At 43.4% G+C, this 18,523-nt stretch carries 9 protein-coding genes; 8 read left to right on the forward strand and 1 reads right to left on the reverse strand.

Annotated features, from left to right (window positions below):
• Window positions 1-201 precede the first annotated feature (201 nt).
• The 8 genes from QUA38_RS05875 (at window position 202) to QUA38_RS05910 (ending at window position 13,225) form a co-directional block, all read left to right on the forward strand.
• The gene (locus QUA38_RS05875; protein ID WP_333160029.1) at window positions 202-2,745 is read left to right on the forward strand and encodes a CBS domain-containing protein; all 2,544 of its coding nucleotides are present in this window, start codon (window positions 202-204) and stop codon (window positions 2,743-2,745) included.
• A 59-nt stretch (window positions 2,746-2,804) separates the two neighbouring features.
• A complete protein-coding gene (locus QUA38_RS05880; RefSeq protein ID WP_333071745.1) occupies window positions 2,805-3,203 on the forward strand; it encodes a response regulator in 399 nt (132 codons plus the stop codon).
• Entirely contained in the window at window positions 3,200-6,358 is a 3,159-nt protein-coding gene (locus QUA38_RS05885; protein ID WP_333160031.1) for a PAS domain S-box protein, read from the forward strand. The genes QUA38_RS05880 and QUA38_RS05885 overlap by 4 nt, the downstream gene beginning before the upstream one ends.
• Window positions 6,359-6,647: 289 nt before the next feature.
• Complete coding sequence (locus QUA38_RS05890; protein WP_333160033.1) at window positions 6,648-8,591, forward strand: response regulator; 1,944 nt, start codon at window positions 6,648-6,650, stop codon at window positions 8,589-8,591.
• Window positions 8,592-10,499: a PAS domain S-box protein gene (locus QUA38_RS05895; protein WP_333160035.1), complete on the forward strand. Its 1,908-nt coding sequence runs from the start codon at window positions 8,592-8,594 to the stop codon at window positions 10,497-10,499.
• A 271-nt stretch (window positions 10,500-10,770) separates the two neighbouring features.
• Window positions 10,771-10,989 (forward strand): hypothetical protein, encoded by a 219-nt coding sequence (locus QUA38_RS05900; RefSeq protein WP_333160037.1) that lies wholly within the window; start codon window positions 10,771-10,773, stop codon window positions 10,987-10,989.
• Window positions 10,986-11,438, forward strand: coding sequence for a response regulator (locus QUA38_RS05905; protein ID WP_333160039.1), 453 nt, complete (start codon window positions 10,986-10,988; stop codon window positions 11,436-11,438). Before QUA38_RS05900 ends, QUA38_RS05905 begins: the two co-directional genes overlap by 4 nt.
• Window positions 11,439-11,563: 125 nt before the next feature.
• Window positions 11,564-13,225: a diguanylate cyclase domain-containing protein gene (locus QUA38_RS05910; RefSeq protein ID WP_333160041.1), complete on the forward strand. Its 1,662-nt coding sequence runs from the start codon at window positions 11,564-11,566 to the stop codon at window positions 13,223-13,225.
• 226 nt (window positions 13,226-13,451) lie between these two features.
• Here the strand turns inward: QUA38_RS05910 and QUA38_RS05915 are convergent, their stop codons facing one another.
• Window positions 13,452-18,476, reverse strand: coding sequence for a PAS domain S-box protein (locus tag QUA38_RS05915; RefSeq protein ID WP_333160043.1), 5,025 nt, complete (start codon window positions 18,474-18,476; stop codon window positions 13,452-13,454).
• Window positions 18,477-18,523: the final 47 nt, after the last annotated feature.

The following is an 18,523-nucleotide window of genomic DNA, read 5'->3' on the forward strand; positions in this document are numbered from 1 at the left end:
GGCCAAAGGACGTGTATGCTATAAATTCCGATCGCCGTTTAGCGAACTAGCACTAAAAATCATACCAATGCGCTAGTAAAAATGCAACTCTAGACCGATGTCAAGTCTCGATTGCGGTGAGCGTGCTGTGACTGTAAAATCGGAAATCTAAAATTGTATTAAGTGCCGGTTCCGCCTGCATCTATCCTCCTTAATTTGCCCATGTCAACAACAGTTTCTGATACCCAAAGCTTTCTAAAACAGGCGATCGACCCCAAACCGCCGGTGCTGCCTCCAGACACACCCTTGAAAGTCGCAGTTGCTGCTATGACTCAGGCGAGTGCCAGTTGCATTTTAATCGCGTTTGAGCAGCAATTGCTCGGAATTTTTACAGAGGGCGATGTTGTGAAAATAACTGCTAGCGAAATACCGCTAGCAGGGGTGGCAATTTCTGAGGTAATGACTGAAAACCCCATCGCCATTTCCCTCGATAAAGCGGGGAATATCTTCAAGGTATTGAGCATATTGCGATCGAAAAGAATCCGTCATTTACCCCTCCTAGACAAAGGTGGCAACTTGCTAGGCGCTATCACCTGCGAAAGCATCCGTGAAATCCTCAAGCCGGCAGACTTGCTGAAAATGTGGCGCGCTGAAGAAATTATGACTACACAATTAATAGTTACCTCAAGCAGCGCCTCAGTTTTAGAAGTCGCAAAACAGATGAGAACCCAGCGGAAAAGCTGCATCGTCATTTGCAGTGACAGCGACAACAAAAATCAGAAACCTGTGGGCATAATTACAGAACGCGACATTGTTAAATTCCAAGCTTCTGGACTAGATTTTGCAGGCACTCCCGTCACCGCCGCGATGAGTTTTCCGCTAATACAGTTGCAGGTAAAAGCCACCTTGTGGCAGGCTCACCAGTTAATGCAGCAGCACCGCATCCGGCGCTTGGTGGTGGTGGATGAGGAAGGATATTTAGCCGGAATTGTGACTGAAATTAGCCTGCTGCAGGCCTTAGATCCGGTAGAAATGCACGCAAATGTCGAGCTTTTGCAGGAAACAGTTGCAGACCAAACTCAGGAGTTGAACAAAATGAACGAAGAATTGCAAAAAGAAGCGTTGCGGAGAACAGAAGTAGAGGAAAAGTTGCGAATTTTAAATAATAGTTTGGAAGAACAAATCAAACAACGAACTTTAGAATTAATTAATGCCAACAGTCAGTTAAAAAAGGAAATACAAGACCGCACCACCGCTGAAGCTGAAGTTCGTCGCCTCAACACCGAACTCGAACAGCGAGTTCTAGACCGCACGGTTCAACTAGCAGCCAGTAACGAAGAATTGCAGCAACAAATTAGCGGTAGAAAATTGCTCGAAGAAAAATTACACTTTTCAGAAAAGAAAGTCCGCGCCGTTTTTGAAGCCATGACTGACATCGTTTTCGTGCTAGACAGTCAGCGGAACATAGAAGTTTTGCCAACGAATGTGGCAGCGGCTTCTGAGCCTGATTGTGATATAGTCAGCTTGACCATAGAACATTTTTTTGACGACGACAACCCGGATGATTGGTGGGTGTTAGTTCAGCAAGTGTTAGAAACACAACAAACTCTTAATTTTGACTATAGCTTAACAGTTTGTGATCGCGAAATTTGGTTTTCTGCCTGCATTTCTCTCTTCTCAAAAGATGCAGTCATTTGGGTTGCCCGCAACATCAACGCCCGCAAAATAGCCGAGTCAGCGCTGTGCCAAAAAAATGCAGAGTTATCTCATACCTTAGAAGAACTGAAGCGGACTCAGAAAGAACTAATTCAATCAGAAAAAATGGCAGCCCTCGGACAGTTAATTGCCGGAGTTGCTCATGAAATCAATTCTCCTTTAGGGGCGATTCGCTCTTCTGTGCAGAACATCGCCGACTTCTGGACGGAACAATTGCAGCAGTTGCCGATATTTTTTCAACAGCTATCCCCGGAACGGCGACAGGATTTCTTTGCTTTGCTACACAAGTCCAGCCAAGAAACAGATACATTATCTAGTAAAGAAAAACGTCAGTTAAAAAAACTTTTGCAGCGGCAATTAGAATCAGAAAAAATTGACGACGCCGCCAGTCTTGCCTGTACTTTATTAGATATCGGCATAGGCAATAATGTAGAACCTTTTTTACCTTTGTTAAAAGACAGCCAAAGTCGAAACATTGTACAAACGGCCTACCAATTTGCTACGGTACAAAAAAGCACTAAAAATATTGCTACTGCCACAGATCGGGCAGCCAAAATAGTTTTTGCTTTGAAAAGCTACTCTCGTTACGACCAGTCTGGTTCCAAAGTAATCGCTAATATTACCGACGGTATTGATACTGTTTTAACGCTTTACCACTACCAAATCAAACACGGTGTGGAAGTAGTCAGAAACTATGGTACTAATTTGCCCTCTGTGCTATGCTATCCTGATGAACTCAATCAAGTTTGGACAAATTTGATTCACAATGCTTTACAAGCGATGGGCAACAAAGGAGTGTTAAAAATTGATGTCAAACACCAAGCAAACATAATATCAGTCAGTATTACCGACAGTGGTCCAGGGATTCCCCCAGAGATTATGCCGAGAATTTTTGAGCCGTTTTTCACAACTAAACCTCCAGGGGAAGGCAGTGGTTTGGGATTAGATATAGTTCAAAAAATTCTGGAAAAACACCAAGGTGAACTGCAAGTAGAAAGCGTGCCTGGTCAAACAAAATTTACTATATTCTTGCCTATCGAAATTCCTTGAGAGCAATTAAAAAAAGAGGTAAATACCCAAGTTTTAAAATTTAATAGAAGTAAAGCTTTATGCCTAAACCAGTAATTTTGTGCGTTGATGATGAAGTTGTGGTCTTAAATAGTTTAAAAATTCAACTTAAAAAAGAATTTGGGGATGCTTACCTCTATGAAGTAGCAGAAAATGCAGATGAAGCTCTGGAAATTATGGAGGAAATTCAAAAAGAAGATGAAAGTGATATTTTGGTCATAGTATCTGACTGGTTAATGCCAGGGATTAAAGGAGATGATTTTTTGATTATGGTTCACCAAAAATATCCTAAAATTGTGAAAGTCATGCTGACAGGACAAGCAGACGAAGTAGCAATAGCACGGGTGAAAGAGCAAGCAAACTTGCACCGTTGTTTGTACAAGCCATGGGAGCGCAAAGAATTAGTAGAAACTATAAAATCTGGTTTGACAAAAATATGAATAATAAACCTGTGATTATTTGCGTGGATGACGAACCGATAATTCTTCAAAGTTTGAAAATTGAGTTAAAAAAAACCCTGGGGGAAGAACATTTATTAGAAACCGCTGAAGGCGGCGAAGATGCTTTAGAGTTAATCGAGGAATTACTGGCAGAGGGCTGCGAAATTGTAGCAGTGATTTCCGACTATCTGATGCCGAATATTAAAGGGGACGAATTGCTGAAGCAGATTCACAGAATTTTGCCAAAAACTATCAAAATCATGCTGACGGGGCAAGCAGACCTAGAAGCAGTGGCGAATACTATTAAATATGCTAAATTGTACCGATACATATCGAAACCTTGGCAGTCGGAAGATTTGAAGTTGACGGTAAAAGAAGCGATTAACAGCTATTTTAGGGAGAAGCAATTAGCGGAACAAAATTCTCAACTCCAAAAGCTGAATCAAGAACTGGAAACTTTAGTCGAGGAGCGGACTGCACAACTGCGCTTGTCTGAGGAAAAGTTTGCTAAAGCTTTTCGTTCTTCTCCCAACCCGATTGCTATTACCAGACTTAATGACGGTCGTTATTTAGAAATTAATGAGGCTTTTTGCCAGATAATCGGTTATTCCGCCGCAGAAATCCTCGATCGCACGGCGCTTGATTTGAATCTTTGGGAAAATATACAAGCCCACGCCGAGTTGTTTAAAATGTTAGCTGAAAAACAAATTATTCTCAATTACGAATTTGATTTTCGCACTAAAACAGGGGAACTCAGAACCGGACTGCTGTCAGCAGAAATCATTGACATTCATGGCGAAACCTGCGTGATTTCTGTGATTCAAGATATTAGCGATCGCAAATTAGCCGAAGAAAAACTCCGAGCTGTAGCGGCTTCTTTAGCAGCAGCTCAAAGAATCGCCCGTGTCGGTAATTGGGAATGCGATTTCTCTGCCAACACAACTACTTGGTCGGAAGAGTTATCTCGGATTTTTGGGCTCGATCCAACCCAATCTGCGCCAACACTAGCTGAGTTTTCGCAATACGTACATCCGGACGATCGACAAAAGTGGCAAACAACGATCGACACTGCTATTGCTAGCGGGCAATCTTATAGTTTGGAATATCGAATTCTGCGCCCGGAACCAAAAATTCCGGCTGATAATTCCCCGTCACAAATAAGTGAAGCCGGCTTCATCCGCTACATCGAAGCCAGAGGAGAAGTAGTTGTCAACCAACAAGGGCAAGTGACAAAAGTATTCACAACTTTGATGGACATTACCCCACGAAAGCTAGCAGAAATAGCTCTAGCAGAGAGCGAAGAAAAATACCGTCATTTAGTTGAAACTTCACAAGACATTATTTGGTCTTGCAATGCTCAAGGACACATTACTTTTGTGAACCAAGCAGTTAAACAAATATACGGTTACGAGCCGGAAGAAATGCTCGGCTGTTCTTTTAGCGATTTCTTGGCTCCTGGAGAAATAGACTGGAAATGGGAACTTCAGCAGCGCTTGCTGACGGGAAAAACTGTGTTTCAGTACGAAAATATAGTATTAGGAAAAGACGGCCGAAAGATTGATGTAAATACCAAGGCGATCGCGCGCATGGACGCTGAAGGAAACATCATCGGCACAACAGGCACTGCTAGCGATATTACCGAACGGAAACAAGCTGAAATAGTTCTACGAAAAGCTAAAGAAGAAGCCGACAGAGCGAACAGAGCAAAAAGCGAATTTCTATCGAATATGAGCCACGAATTGCGAACTCCCCTCAACGCCATTCTCGGTTTCAGCCAACTGCTAGCCCGCGACCCAGACCTCGGTGCCGATCAACAGCAATACTTAAGAATTATTACCCAGAGCGGAGAACATTTGCTAGTTCTGATCAACAATATTCTGCAAATGTCAAAAATTGAAGTCGGCCTGGTCACACTTAATAATAGCACTTTCGACTTGCACAAAATGATAAAAAGTACTGAACATATGCTGAAGCTGCAAGCCGAAAAAAAAGGGTTGCAGTTAATTTTTGATTGCCCACCACATCTACCTCAGTATATAGAAACTGACGAAAGCAAATTGCGACAAGTATTGATAAATGTTGTCGGAAATGCTATTAAATTTACTGCGGAAGGTGGTGTTAATTTGAGAGTAAAATGTGAACTGCTAAAAAACAAAAGCTCCCCAGAAAATTTGCTAAGTGAGAGGTGCTCATTACTATTTGAAGTGGAAGACACAGGTTCAGGAATTTCTGCGGAAGAAATGGAGAATTTGTTTAAACCTTTCGCGCAAACAGAAAGCGGGAAAAAAGCTCAAGAAGGAACCGGTTTAGGCTTGCCAATTAGCAAGCAGTTCGTTCAGTTAATGGGAGGGAAGATGACGGTAACAAGCACCCTCGGTCGCGGCAGCATTTTTAGATTTGATGTTAAAGTCTTGCTCCCTAATGCAGTGGAAATTCAGGTGGCTCAAACAGCTCGCCGAGTGGTTGGTCTCGAACCCGGACAGCGAGAATACCGGATTTTAGCTGTTGACGATCGCCTGGAAAGCCGCTTGCTGTTGGTCAGAATGCTGACATCGCTCGGCTTTGCGGTGCAGGAAGCTGAAAATGGCGTTCAAGCTGTGGAAATGTGGTCAAGTTGGGAACCTCATTTGATTTGGATGGATATGCGGATGCCGGTGATGGACGGTTACGAAGCTACTAAACAGATTAAAGCGCATTTGAAAGGTCAAGCAACGGTGATTATTGCTCTTACTGCAAGTGCTTTTGATGAGGAGCGATCGCTGATTTTGTCTGCTGGCTGCGATGATTTTGTAGCGAAGCCTTTTCGAGAGCAAGTGATTCTGGAAAAGATGGCTAAGTATCTGGGAGTCCGCTATGTTTACGATCGAGAAGCTTCGCTCAGTTCTGATGCTGCGGTGTCCGCCGAGGTTTCGACGGCAACTGAAACGGCTGATTTGGCTTTGACACTCAATTCTTCATTTTTGGAAGATATGCCTGCTGAATGGATTGATGAATTGTATTCTGCGGCGGATGCGGTTGATAACGAGGAGATTTTTCGGCTGTTGTTGTCGATTCCTCCTATTAATGCTAGTTTCCGCAGGGCGATCGCCGATTTGGCGAATAACTTCCGATGCGATCGGATTATCGATTTGATTGAGGAGTTTAGAAATTGTTGAAGGATGAAAGAAGAAGAGATACGGGCAGGTTCAGGATTATTGATCGTGTATGTCGATCACCTATTTGTAAACTCGCCTGCGGGCATTCGGCTAATTTACTTGTAGCCAAGCTCCACACCCTGGTAATCATCAGTCATTCTCAATTCTTTAATCTCAAATCTCACATCCTAAATCTTCACTTGGATAAGTTCTGTAAATAGAAAAGGATTTCATTGAGGAGGGAGTGCTATAATTAACATTTAACCACTTTTCATAATTTCAACATTAAATTAACAAAAAATAGCGATCGATGACCAAAAATCAAATAGAAGAAAATAAAGGCAACATATTAATTGTTGACGATACTCCAGAAAATTTGCAAGTTTTATCAGCAACGCTGTCCGATCGGGGCTACAAAGTCCGCGGCGTAATTAACGGCAAAATGGCAATCAGAGCCGCGCGCTCTGGTTCTCCCGATTTGATTTTGCTCGACATCAAAATGCCGGAAATGGACGGCTACGAAGTCTGCATACAGCTCAAGGAAGATCCGAATACCTCAGAAATTCCCGTTATTTTTATCAGTGCTTTAGATGAAGTATTGGACAAAGTAACCGCATTTAAAGTTGGAGGAGTAGATTATGTCACAAAACCGTTTCATGTAGCAGAAGTTTTAGCACGAATCGAACACCAACTGACTATCCAGAGACTGAAAAAAGAATTGCTCGATCGCAATAAAGAACTGCAAAAAGAAATAATAGAACGCAAAAAAGCCGAAGAAGCAGCGGCCGCTGCATCGCTCGCAAAAAGTCAATTTGTTGCCAACATGAGCCACGAATTGCGGACGCCCCTGAACGCCATCCTGGGTTTTACCCAAGTCATGAGTCGCGACTCTTTGCTCAGCCACGAAAATCTCGAAAACCTCCGAATTATTAACCGCAGTGGTCAACATTTGCTGGAACTAATTAACGATGTTTTAGACTTGTCGAAAATAGAAGCAGGGATAATTGGCTTAGATGAACGCAGCTTTGACCTTTATCAACTCCTCGACACTCTCGAAGAAATGTTTCAAATCAAAGCTGAAACAAAAAAAATGCAACTGAGATTTTCCGTCCAGGCAAATGTTCCCCAATATATAAAAACTGACGAAAACAAGCTGCGCGTCTGCTTAATTAACCTGCTAGGAAATGCCATGAAATTTACTCACGACGGGGGCCGTATTTGGCTGCGCGTGAGCGTGGAAAGCAACCAGCCGCAGCAGCAGAAAAAATCGGAAAGTCATCCTAACTCTACCTCAGTCGAACCATTGTTAATTTTGTTTGAAGTTGAAGATACGGGAGTTGGCATAGCAACAGCAGAAATTGATACTTTATTTGATGCTTTCGTGCAAACACAAGCGGGGAGAAAAGCGGCTGATGGTACGGGGTTGGGTTTGACAATTACTAAAAAATACGTGCAGATAATGGGTGGGGATATTTGGGTAAAAAGTGTTTTAGGTGAGGGAACCAGTTTTAAATTTAATATCCGAGTATTTGCCACTATTTCGTCTGAAATAACAGTGGCGACATTGCAGCGCGTGATCGGGCTAGAAGCAGATCAACCGATTTATCGGATTTTAGCAGTTGACGACAATCAAGAAAATCGGCTGCTGCTGGTTAAAATGTTGCAACCAATTGGTTTTGAAGTCCGAGAAGCGGAAAATGGCTACCAAGCGGTTGAACTTTGGGAAAGTTGGCAACCTCATTTAATTTGGCTGGATACGCGAATGCCGGTAATGGACGGTTTTGAAGCTGTCCGACAAATTAGAGCTAAAGAGAAACAAACTCAGTGGCGAACTGTAATTATTGCTCTGACTGCTAGCACTTTTGAGGAAAAAAAAGGCGAAATTATCGCTGCAGGTTGCGACGATTTTGTGCGAAAACCTTTTCAAGAACAAATCCTCTTTGATAAGATGGCTTGCTACTTGGAAGTGCGCTATCTTTATCAAGAGTTGCCCCGGCTCCCAGTCGGGGCTTTACAGCGTTATTGTGTGAACGAAAAACCCGATTCATTTTTCGGAGAGCTACTGGCTCAGATGCCTCAAAGCTGGGTGCAGGAACTCTATGAAGCAGCTAATGATGTTAATGAAGAGCTGGCGATTCAACTTGTCGATCGCATCTGGGAAAGTCATCCAACTTTAGCTGAGGCTTTAAAAGATTTGCTTGCCGATTACCGACTCGACAAGATAATGGATTTAACTCAATCGAGTTTAAAATAAATGGATAATAGCGAAATTAAAGTATTGGTGGTTGATGACCAACCAAGCAATCTGCGGTTTTTATCCAAACTGCTAACATCCCAGGGGTATCAAGTTTACCGAGCTATTTGCGGTCCACTGGCGTTGAATGTTGCGATCAGCCATTGCCCGGATTTAATTTTACTCGACATTAGAATGCCGGAAATGAACGGTTATGAAGTTTGTCGGAGACTGAAAGCGACACCGGAAACCGAAGAAATTCCGGTAATATTTTTAAGCGTATTAGATGAAATGAACGATAAATTACAAGCTTTTCGAGTAGGAGGCGCTGACTATATTACTAAACCATTTCAAGTAGAAGAAGTTTTAGCACGCATCGACAAGCAAGTCCGCTTGCAAAAACTGCAACAGCAATTAAAAGAACAAAATTATCAACTGCAACAGTCACAGTCGCTGCTTTCTAGCATATTAAATAGTTCATTAGACTGTGTGGTGGCTTATTCTGCTGTCCGCAACAGTGAGGGAAATATTGTTGATTTCCAGTGGCTCTTGATCAACCCTGCCGCTGAAAAATTTTATGGTCTGCTATTAAATGACATAGTTGGCAAAAATTTGTTAGCGAAAGTTTCCCAATTTAGCAATAACGGGTTATTTGATTTGTATGTTTCTGTAGTAGAAACAGGAGAAACTGTAGACCAAGAATTTTATTACGAACAGGAGCGAGATACTATTGTTTGGCTGCACATTGTGGCTGTGAAATTAAACGATGGTCTGGCAGTAACATTTCGTAACATTACCGATCGCAAACGAGCAGAAATTGCCCTACGAGACAGCGAAGAACGCTTCCGCGCCATATTCGAGCAAGCTGCGGTCGGCATAGCTAAAACCGCGCTTTGTGGTAAATTTATGCGGGTAAATCCCGGCTTTTGTCAAATTGTCCGCTATGCACAATCTGAATTGTTACAGCAAAATTGGGAGGCAATTACTCACCCAGATGATAGAGAAGCGGACAGAGAATACCTGCGCTCGCTGTTATCCGGGAAGATTCAAACTTTTTCTGTGGAAAAGCGTTTGCTATGCAAAGATGAGGCAGTGCGCTGGACAAATGTTACTGTGTCGGCAATGCGCGATGTCAAGGGGACGCTGCAGTATTTGATTTGTGCGATCGAGGATATTTCCGAACGCAAGCTGGTACAAGAACTGCTGCAAGCGAGTTTAGACACTCAAACCCGCTACGCTCAAGAATTAACTCGTTCTAATGCCGAACTAGAACAGTTTGCTTACGTGGCTTCTCACGATTTGCAAGCGCCTTTGAGCACGATTGCCGGCTACGCTCAACTATTAGAAAAACGCTTTCCCAATCAACTTGATGCCCAAGGGCATAAATTTATCCGCAATATTGTTCATTCTTGCGAGCGGATGCAGGCGCTGATTGATGATTTGCTGGAGTATTCGCGGGTCGGTCGCAGTCAGAAACCTTTTGAGATGATAGATTGCAATCAGGTTTTTGAGGATGCTTGTGCTAATTTGCATTTGGCTATCCGCGAGAATCAAGCTTCAGTTACTAAGGGGAATCTGCCAAGGGTAAAAGGTGACTGTTTTCAACTGCTGCAACTATTTCAAAATTTAATTGGTAACGCTATTAAGTACCGCAGCAGTGAGGCGCCGATGGTGCAGGTGCACGCTTCGCATCAGGGGGATAGCTGGTTTTTTTCAGTGCAGGATAATGGTATTGGGATTGCCTCACAGTACCATCCGCGAATTTTTCAGATTTTTCAGCGCTTGCACACCCAAAAACAGTATTCGGGAACTGGTATCGGTTTAGCGATTTGTCAAAGAATTGTCGATCGGCATGGTGGCAGCCTGTGGGTAGAATCAGAACCAAATCGAGGCTCGACTTTTTATTTTTCTATTCCTATACCAAAGTGAAGTCAACAGCTCGCCTGAAGCAGCAACTCGTCCTTTACTTAAGCTTTAATCATCTTTATGTTTTCTTTACAAAAATGCTTATAAAGTATAGCATATTCACTGATGACAGCGAGCTAAAAATGTATCAATATAAATCTATTGGCTTTATCCTTATACAACTTATAAATCAGCGGTGCGCGCAAGACTTGTTAATTTTTTTCAACAGTATCCAGAGCATCTTGCTTTGGGATGCAATACTTTCCCTAGTAGTTCGCGGAGAAGGATTTGTAATATGTTTGCAGTTTGCCGGTTCTCGGACAGACTGGAAAGTGAAACAAGCATAATTCGCAAACCTTTGCAAATAGAAAAAAACGGGAAATGGCTGCAACACACTTTTAGTGTTCTCAGCCTGATTTACCGGATGATGGAAAGAGATCCTGTGCAGGTACTCAGACACGGCTCCAAATCACGCAACCTCACAAAGGACGTTCGTAGTGAGGCAAAGCGGTGAATTATAAAAAGAAAAAATTTACTCTTTTAATAGCAAACGATGACGAGGATACGCGCTTTTTGATGGAAGAAGCACTGCGAGAAATTCGATTAGCAATTACGAGCGAATTTGTGGAAAATGGAGAACAGGTACTAGACTATTTATACCGCCGCGATCAATATTTGGCTAGCAGCAATTGGCATCAGGCAGACTTGATACTTTTGGATTTGAATATGCCGAGGCTGGACGGGCGCGAAACACTAACTTTGATCAGAGCTGACCCCCATTTGCAACAAATTCCGGTTGTAATGCTCACAACTTCCCACCGCCGAGGAGATATCTTGCTTTGCTACCGCTTAGGAGCCAATTCTTTCATATCCAAACCAGTCACTTTTGAAGGATTGCTTGAAGTAATGAAGGCTTTATGTGAGTATTGGTTTGAAATCGTTTCACTGCCGCCGGATATGTAAACTTTAATGGAGGGCTAAATCCATAGTTTGAGTGTATAGTGAATTTGATAAGCCGAAATATTTGCCGATCGCAAGTATCGCTCTCAAAAAAAAGTTGCCTTCGACCCGCTCCGAACGCTATAGTTGTGTTAAAATGTAACCAATGTCTGAAAATTTTGTTGGTTGAGGATGACCTCGGAGCTCCGACAATGATCGAAGACCTTCTAGGGTCATTCAGCGAGTCTCTATTTCTTCTCCAAACAGTTAAGTCTCTGGAGATAGGAGTTGGGCGTCTGGAGGTAGACAAGTTTGACGCCGTACTATTAGATTTGTCAGTGTCAGACAGCTTGAGGGGAAGCGAGGCGATCGCAGTTTTGAAAGGGCGATGGCCCACATTGCCAATTGTGGTGCTGACAGATATCAATGATGAAAATATAGCCCGGTCGGTATTGCGCTGGGGCGCTCAAGATTGTTTGGTAAAGGGAAGATTTCATAGAACTCTGCTGGTGCGGGCAATCCATTACGCGATCGAACGCCAGCAAATCGAAGAACAATTGCGACAGCAGGCTCTTCGACAGCGGCTGTTGGGCAAAATGATCGAACATATTCGATCGTCAATAGATCCGGCAAGCATTCTCCAATGTACGGTTGCAGAAGTGCGCCAATTCCTCCAAACAGATCGCGTTTTAATTTATCGCTGTCAGGATTGGGTGTCTCAATTTGATGGGGAAGAGCAAAAAGGTGCGATCGTCGCCGGTGACGGTTTGCCAGAAGGTTATATTGAAAACCAAAATATTAGTGCTGCTTTGGCGGTGTCATGCTTTGTTTTAGTCGAATCCCAGTCGGTACAAGCCATAGCAGATGTCAGCACTGCCCCCTTGGCTGGCAGTTGCAAAGAATTGCTGGCAGATTGTGAAATTGCAGCAGTTATCAGCGTGCCAATTTGGCAATCAGGCGACTGGGAAACGGCAAAAGAAACACAAGAAGCCACTGTTTGGGAAGTCGAGAAAAATCAAGATGCAGCGGAAAATTATATTTGGCATCAGGCGAGTGACAACCCGGAGGCGCAGGGTAAAAATTTGCCGGATACGATCGCACAAAAGGGCAATAGTTTGTGGGGAATGTTGACAGCATACAATTGCTGCGGTGTCAGGGAATGGCAGCAGTGGGAAATAGATTTTTTACAGCACTTGGCAAATCAAGTGGCGATCGCGATCGAACAATCTCAACTTTACCGCAAGCTAGCCATAGCTAATCAAAAATTGCAGCAACTGGCAACTACTGACGGACTGACTGGCATTGCCAATCGCCGCCAGTTCGATCGCGTTTTGAGCTTAGAGTGGCGGCGATTGGCAAGAGAGGAACTTCCGTTGTCTTTAATTATGTTGGACCTCGACTTTTTTAAACTTTACAACGAGTTTTATGGGCATCTGGGCGGGGACGATTGTTTGCGCCAAGTTGCCGGGGCGATCGCCAGATCCACCAACCGGGCTGGGGATTTGACTGCCCGCTACGGTGGCGAAGAGTTTGCCCTAGTGCTGCCCAACACTAGCGCCGAAGGGGCAAACGCTGTCGCCCGGAAAATTTGCGACGGCATCGCCAGCTTGAAACTGCCCCACGCGCGATCGTCGATCGGCCCCTACGTTACCCTCAGTTGCGGCATTGCGACAGCGATTCCTTCTGCCCAGGAATCTCCCCACACCCTAATTCGCAGCGCTGACAGCGCCCTTTATCAAGCCAAAACCGAAGGCAAAAATCGCATTTGTCACGCCAGCAGTAACTCGGAATCTTCCCCGATTTTTATGTAAAAGTTGCAGGTAATTGGTAATTAGTAAGATCGTGTTTTATTTTTCACTCACAACTCATATTGTTGACCTTAGTATCGTAATAATAATTTTCTGACTGTACTGCCAGCGGAATGCGATCGAGTGACCCGGATAAAGGATAATGCTCGCTGGCAGGGTATAATTCCGATGTTACGGTATTTGATATTACCCTTTTCCGCTTCCCAATTTCCAATCACCAATTGCTAATTTATTGCCCCAAATTAGAATTACTACCTGTTAAATTCGATCGCACTGGAATTTCAATCAAAAACTCCGCTCCCTCTCCCGGTGTTGAAATACAGCTCAATCTGCCGCCGTGGCGATCGACGATAATCGAGTGAGAAATCGACAATCCCAAACCCGTGCCCTTGCCCACAGGTTTAGTCGTAAAAAATGGGTCAAACAGCCTCGATCGCACTGACTCCGGTATCCCCCGCCCGTTATCCGCAATAGATACTGCTACGAAGCCGGCAGCAGCCTGATAACTGCGAATAACGATCGTGCTAGGATGTCGATCGCACTCCTCGATTGAACGCTGCTTGTCCCGTTCTTCCAAAGCATCGATCGCATTAATTAAAATATTCATAAATACCTGATTCAACTCGCCAGGAAAACATTCAATTTGTGGCAATAGTTGGTAATCTTTAACTATCTTAATTTCTCCCGGACTGCTGTGAGATTTTAACCGATTTTGCAAAATCATCAAAGTGCTATCAATTCCCTCGTGAATATTAACCGACTTCCCAGCAGACTCGTCTAATCGGGAAAAATTACGCAACGATTTCACAATCTCGACAATTCGCTCGGTTCCTACTTGCATCGAATTAAACAATCTCGGGAAATCCTCAGCAATATAATCCAAGTCTATTTCATTAATTTTATCCAAGACTTGGGCTGGAGGATTAGGACAGTAATCCTGGTAAACTTTAATCAATTCCAGCAAATCTAAAGTGTAATTGCGAGCCGGATTGATATTGCCGTGAATAAAGCTAACAGGGTTATTAATTTCGTGAGCAACACCAGCAACTAACTGACCCAAACTCACCATTTTTTCATTTTGAACGAGCTGAGCTTGAGTCGTTCGGAGTTTGTTAATAGCTGCTTCTAACTCTAGCGCTTTTGAACGTTCTCGCGCTTCCGATTCCTGCAAAGCTGACTCGGCTTGTTTGCGATCGGTAATTTCACTTTGTGCTTGCTCAAACAGCATTGATTGCTGGATCGCGATCGCCAACTGCACGCTAATTTGTTTGAGACACTCAACCTCAATTTCCAGCCAGTGGCGGGGACCCGCGCACTCGTGAGCAATCAATAGCCCCCACAACTTCTCGCCTTGCAAAACTGGCACTACCAAATTAGCTCGCACCTGAAATTGACTTAATAAATTAATGTAGCACTCGGAAAGATCAGCTTGGTAAATATCATCGACAGCTACAGTACGACCGTGTTCGTAAGCAGAAGCATAGCTGTCTTCAAAGCAGGAATCGTCAATAGTTATTCCCTGAATAGCCAGCCAATTTTTGCCCGCTGACTCGACATTTACAAAACCGCTCCAATCGGGATTAAACTGATAAATTACTGTCCTGTCTGTTTGTAAAAAATGCCGTACTTCAGCAACAGTTTTTGTCAAAATTTCTTCTAAATTGAGAGAAGAGCGAATGCGTTCCAGCATTCCTACCACCAGGCGTTCTCGCTTTAATTGCTGGCGCAAGATAGCCTCGGCAATTTTGCGAGCGCTAATATCTTCAATCACACCAATTACATAGCTAGGTTCCCCAAACTCCTCTCGCACTAAAGATACAGTCATATTAGTCCAAATTAATGAACCATCTTTGCGAATAAAGCGTTTCTCAATGGAATAATTAAAAATTTCCCCAGCTAACAGTCTGTCGCGCGACTCGACATCGGCTGCTACATCTTCGGGGTGAGAAATATCCCCAACATTTCGTGATTTCAGCTCCAATTCTGAGTATCCGACAATATTGCAAAACCCTTGATTGGCATTCAAAAGTTGACCGTCTGGCCACACTTTCACAATGCCAATCGCCGCTTGTTCAAATACAGCGCGAAATCGCTGTTCGCTTTCTTGTAAAGCAATTTCTGCTTTTTTGCGATGGCTAATGTCCATTGCCGTGCCAAACAGCCGCACCACCTGACCCAACTCATTTTTAACAGATTGTCCTTTAGCGTTAACGTGCCTGATTTCTCCTGATGGAAAATAGATGCGGTGGTCGATGTCGTAAGCTGTCCCTTCAGTCATTGCGTTTTGCACAACTTGTGAAAACCTTTCTTTGTCATCGATATGAATTTGCTCTAAAATTTCTTCCATTGTCGGTGGCCGATTCAATTCTCGACCGTAAACTCGAAACAGTTCTTCCGACCAAGTAATAATTCCTGCCTCTATATCAAATTCCCAATTGCCGATGCGGGCTATTCTTTGTGCTGTTCGCAACTGTTCGGCACTTAGTTGCAGAGATGCGATTAACTGCGTTTTTTCGGCTTCGGCTGCAACGCGGGCGCTGATATCTTTGTGAGTGCCTGTCATTCGCAACGGCGCACCCCATTCGTCGTACTCGACTATCTTGCCCATCGCCAGAATCCACTGCCAATTGCCCGCTTTGTTGAGCATCCGAAATTCAACTTCATAGATATTAGTCTCACCTTCCAAATATGAATTCAAAGATTTCATTACCTTCACTCGATCATCGGGATGCAGCAATTTTTCCCAACCTTTGAGGTTGTTTTCTATTTCTATTTCTGCGTAACCAAGCATTGATTTCCAATGAAAGTCGAAATAAGTGTCGCCAGTAGCTATATTCCAATCCCACAGCCCCAAAGAACTGCCTGAGACCGCCAACTGCAAGCGCTCTTGACTTAGTTTTAATGCCGATTCAGTGCGTTTTATTTCTGTGAGATCGGAAATTATGGCTATCATTCCTATCGGTTGAGTAGCGCTATCTTTAATGCAGTTAGCTCGTAATAAACTTTCTATAATTTCGCCATTTTTAGTCTTGATTTCAATTTCAGTGTCCCAGGAAAAACCTTTACGCAGCACCCTAAACAACTTTCTCAAATCTTGAGATTTGGGGTACATTACTGCTGGGCCGCCGGCATTATTGAGTTCCTCAACTGTATAGCCGTAGCGCTGAATAAATGCTTGATTGTGATAAACGGAATAACCGTCCAAATCGGCGATCGCGATCGCATCACTAGCACTTTCTACAGCTTGAGTTACCAGGCACAAAGTCAGTTCGGCTTGTTTGCGATCGGTAATGTCAAAAATCGCTCTGTCGAGCCATAAAACCAACCCTTCTAGATTGTAAGTTGGCCTACCTCTTTCTGACATCCACCGCACCGCGCCGTCAGGGCGAACAATCCGGTATTCTAGATTGTACGGCTGTTTCGACTCTACTGCTGCGCTGATTTGTCGATCGACCATTTCCTTGTCTGTCTCGTGGACAATGCTCGCAAAACTCAAGCGGTTGTTGCGAATAAAATCCTCAGCAGAGTACCCACTAATTACCTCAATTTCATCGCTAATGAATACCATCGTCCACTCAGGATCGTACAAGCTGCGGCAGATAGCGCCGGGAATATTCTCAACGAGCGATCGAAATCTGGCTTCGCTCTCCCGCAAAGCTACTTCGGCCTGTTTTAAATCAGTAATATCCAGCACCATGCCTTCCCAAACTATATCCCCTTCCTGCCCTATTTCTGTGTGACAATCAACTCGTTTCGGTCTCGACGAACCGCCTTGCATCCACTTAAGTTTTCCCGACGGTACAATCGTGCGCCATTCCTGCTGCCAGGGCTGCATATTTGCCGCAGAAACAGCAATAGATTCTTCAAAATTTTGACGATCATCTGGATGAATCAACCTAAAAACAAGTTGGGGATTCTGCTGAATATTTTCTGGTTCCAATTCATATAAATCGCGGCTACCAGAAGAAATATAAGGAAAACTTCTTTTGCCGTCGCTTGAGAGACGAAATTGATAAATTATTCCCGGTAAATTGGCAGCAACTTGCCGCAGTCCAGCTTCGCTTTCTTGCTGCGCTAATTGTTTGCGCCTATCCTCAGTGATATCTCGAATTATGCCGACGAGCATTTTCCTGCCATCGGTATTTTCAAACACAGTTTTTTTAGTAGACAGAATGTGCTTTGTACCGTGGGCATCCGTAAATATTTCCTCACTCTCGTTTTCTTTCCCCGTTCTAAACACTTGTTGGTCAGTACGCCAAAAAATCTTAGCTTCTTGTTTTGGGAAAAAGTCATAATCTGATTTGCCCAGTATTTCCTCGCGCTGCTTCCCGATCAGATTGCAAAAAGCATCATTTAAGAGTATCCAGCGGTGCTTTTCATCCTTGACAAAAATTGGATCTGCAACTGCATCGATTGTATAATTCAAAAACTTTTTACTAGCTTCTAGTTCGGAAAGTGCTAAAATTTTATCTGTAATATCATTGATAGTTCCTGTCGTCCCCTGAGCCTCGCCGTTACAGCCAAAAATAAAAAATTCTTGCACTTCCACCCACCGAATTTCACCATTTTTGGTAAGATATCGACTTTGGTAACAACAGGATGTTTTTTGATTTGATATCCGACCTCTAAACGAATTTAAATATTGGTGTTTATCCTCAGAATGAATGTAACTCAAACAGGAATTTCCTAAGCTTTCCTCAACGGTAAAGCCGGTAATTTCCGTCCAAGCCGGATTGAGAAAAGTCCAATTGCCAGCAGTATTGGTCTCAAAAACGACTTCTTTGATATTGGCAACAACCTGCTGGTATTTTTCTTGACTTTTTTGCCATTCTGCTTGCCGTTTCTGGCGGGCGATCGCACACCTGAGCGTCCGTACCAGCAGCCGGCTGTCTAGCTGTCTTTTCACCAAATAATCTTGGGCGCCGGCGGCAATTAACTCAACAGCCCGTTCTTCGTCATCGGCCGCTGTCAGGATGACGATCGGAGTATTTATACCGCAATCTTGAAGGCGGAAAAAAGTATTAAATTTTAGGCTGTCAGGAAGTGAAGTATCTAATAAAATTACATCAAAAGTTTTGTCGCTTAAAATTTCTATAGCTTCCCGGAGGCGAACTACATTGGTCAGAGCAATTGATTGTCCTAGTTGGGGTTCAGACAGTAATTCTTGAATTAGTTTTGCATCTTCTGCACAATCTTCTACTAAAAGAATTTTTAAACAAGCAGGCGTTAAAGTTGACTCAAAAACAGATGTCATACCATTTTATATTTTATATTTTTGATTTGAGATTTGGAATGACTGAT

Origin of the sequence: Microcoleus sp. Pol12B4 (genome assembly GCF_036701385.1) — a bacterium.
In the GTDB taxonomy this organism is placed as follows: Bacteria; Cyanobacteriota; Cyanobacteriia; order Cyanobacteriales; family Microcoleaceae; genus Microcoleus.

Coding starts and splice junctions, on each gene's coding strand:
- QUA38_RS05875 (WP_333160029.1), top strand. CDS start 202: ATGTCAACAACAGTTTCTGATACCCAAAGCTTTCTAAAACAGGCGATC.
- QUA38_RS05880 (WP_333071745.1), top strand. CDS start 2,805: ATGCCTAAACCAGTAATTTTGTGCGTTGATGATGAAGTTGTGGTCTTA.
- QUA38_RS05885 (WP_333160031.1), top strand. CDS start 3,200: ATGAATAATAAACCTGTGATTATTTGCGTGGATGACGAACCGATAATT.
- QUA38_RS05890 (WP_333160033.1), top strand. CDS start 6,648: ATGACCAAAAATCAAATAGAAGAAAATAAAGGCAACATATTAATTGTT.
- QUA38_RS05895 (WP_333160035.1), top strand. CDS start 8,592: ATGGATAATAGCGAAATTAAAGTATTGGTGGTTGATGACCAACCAAGC.
- QUA38_RS05900 (WP_333160037.1), top strand. CDS start 10,771: ATGTTTGCAGTTTGCCGGTTCTCGGACAGACTGGAAAGTGAAACAAGC.
- QUA38_RS05915 (WP_333160043.1), bottom strand. CDS start 18,476: ATGACATCTGTTTTTGAGTCAACTTTAACGCCTGCTTGTTTAAAAATT.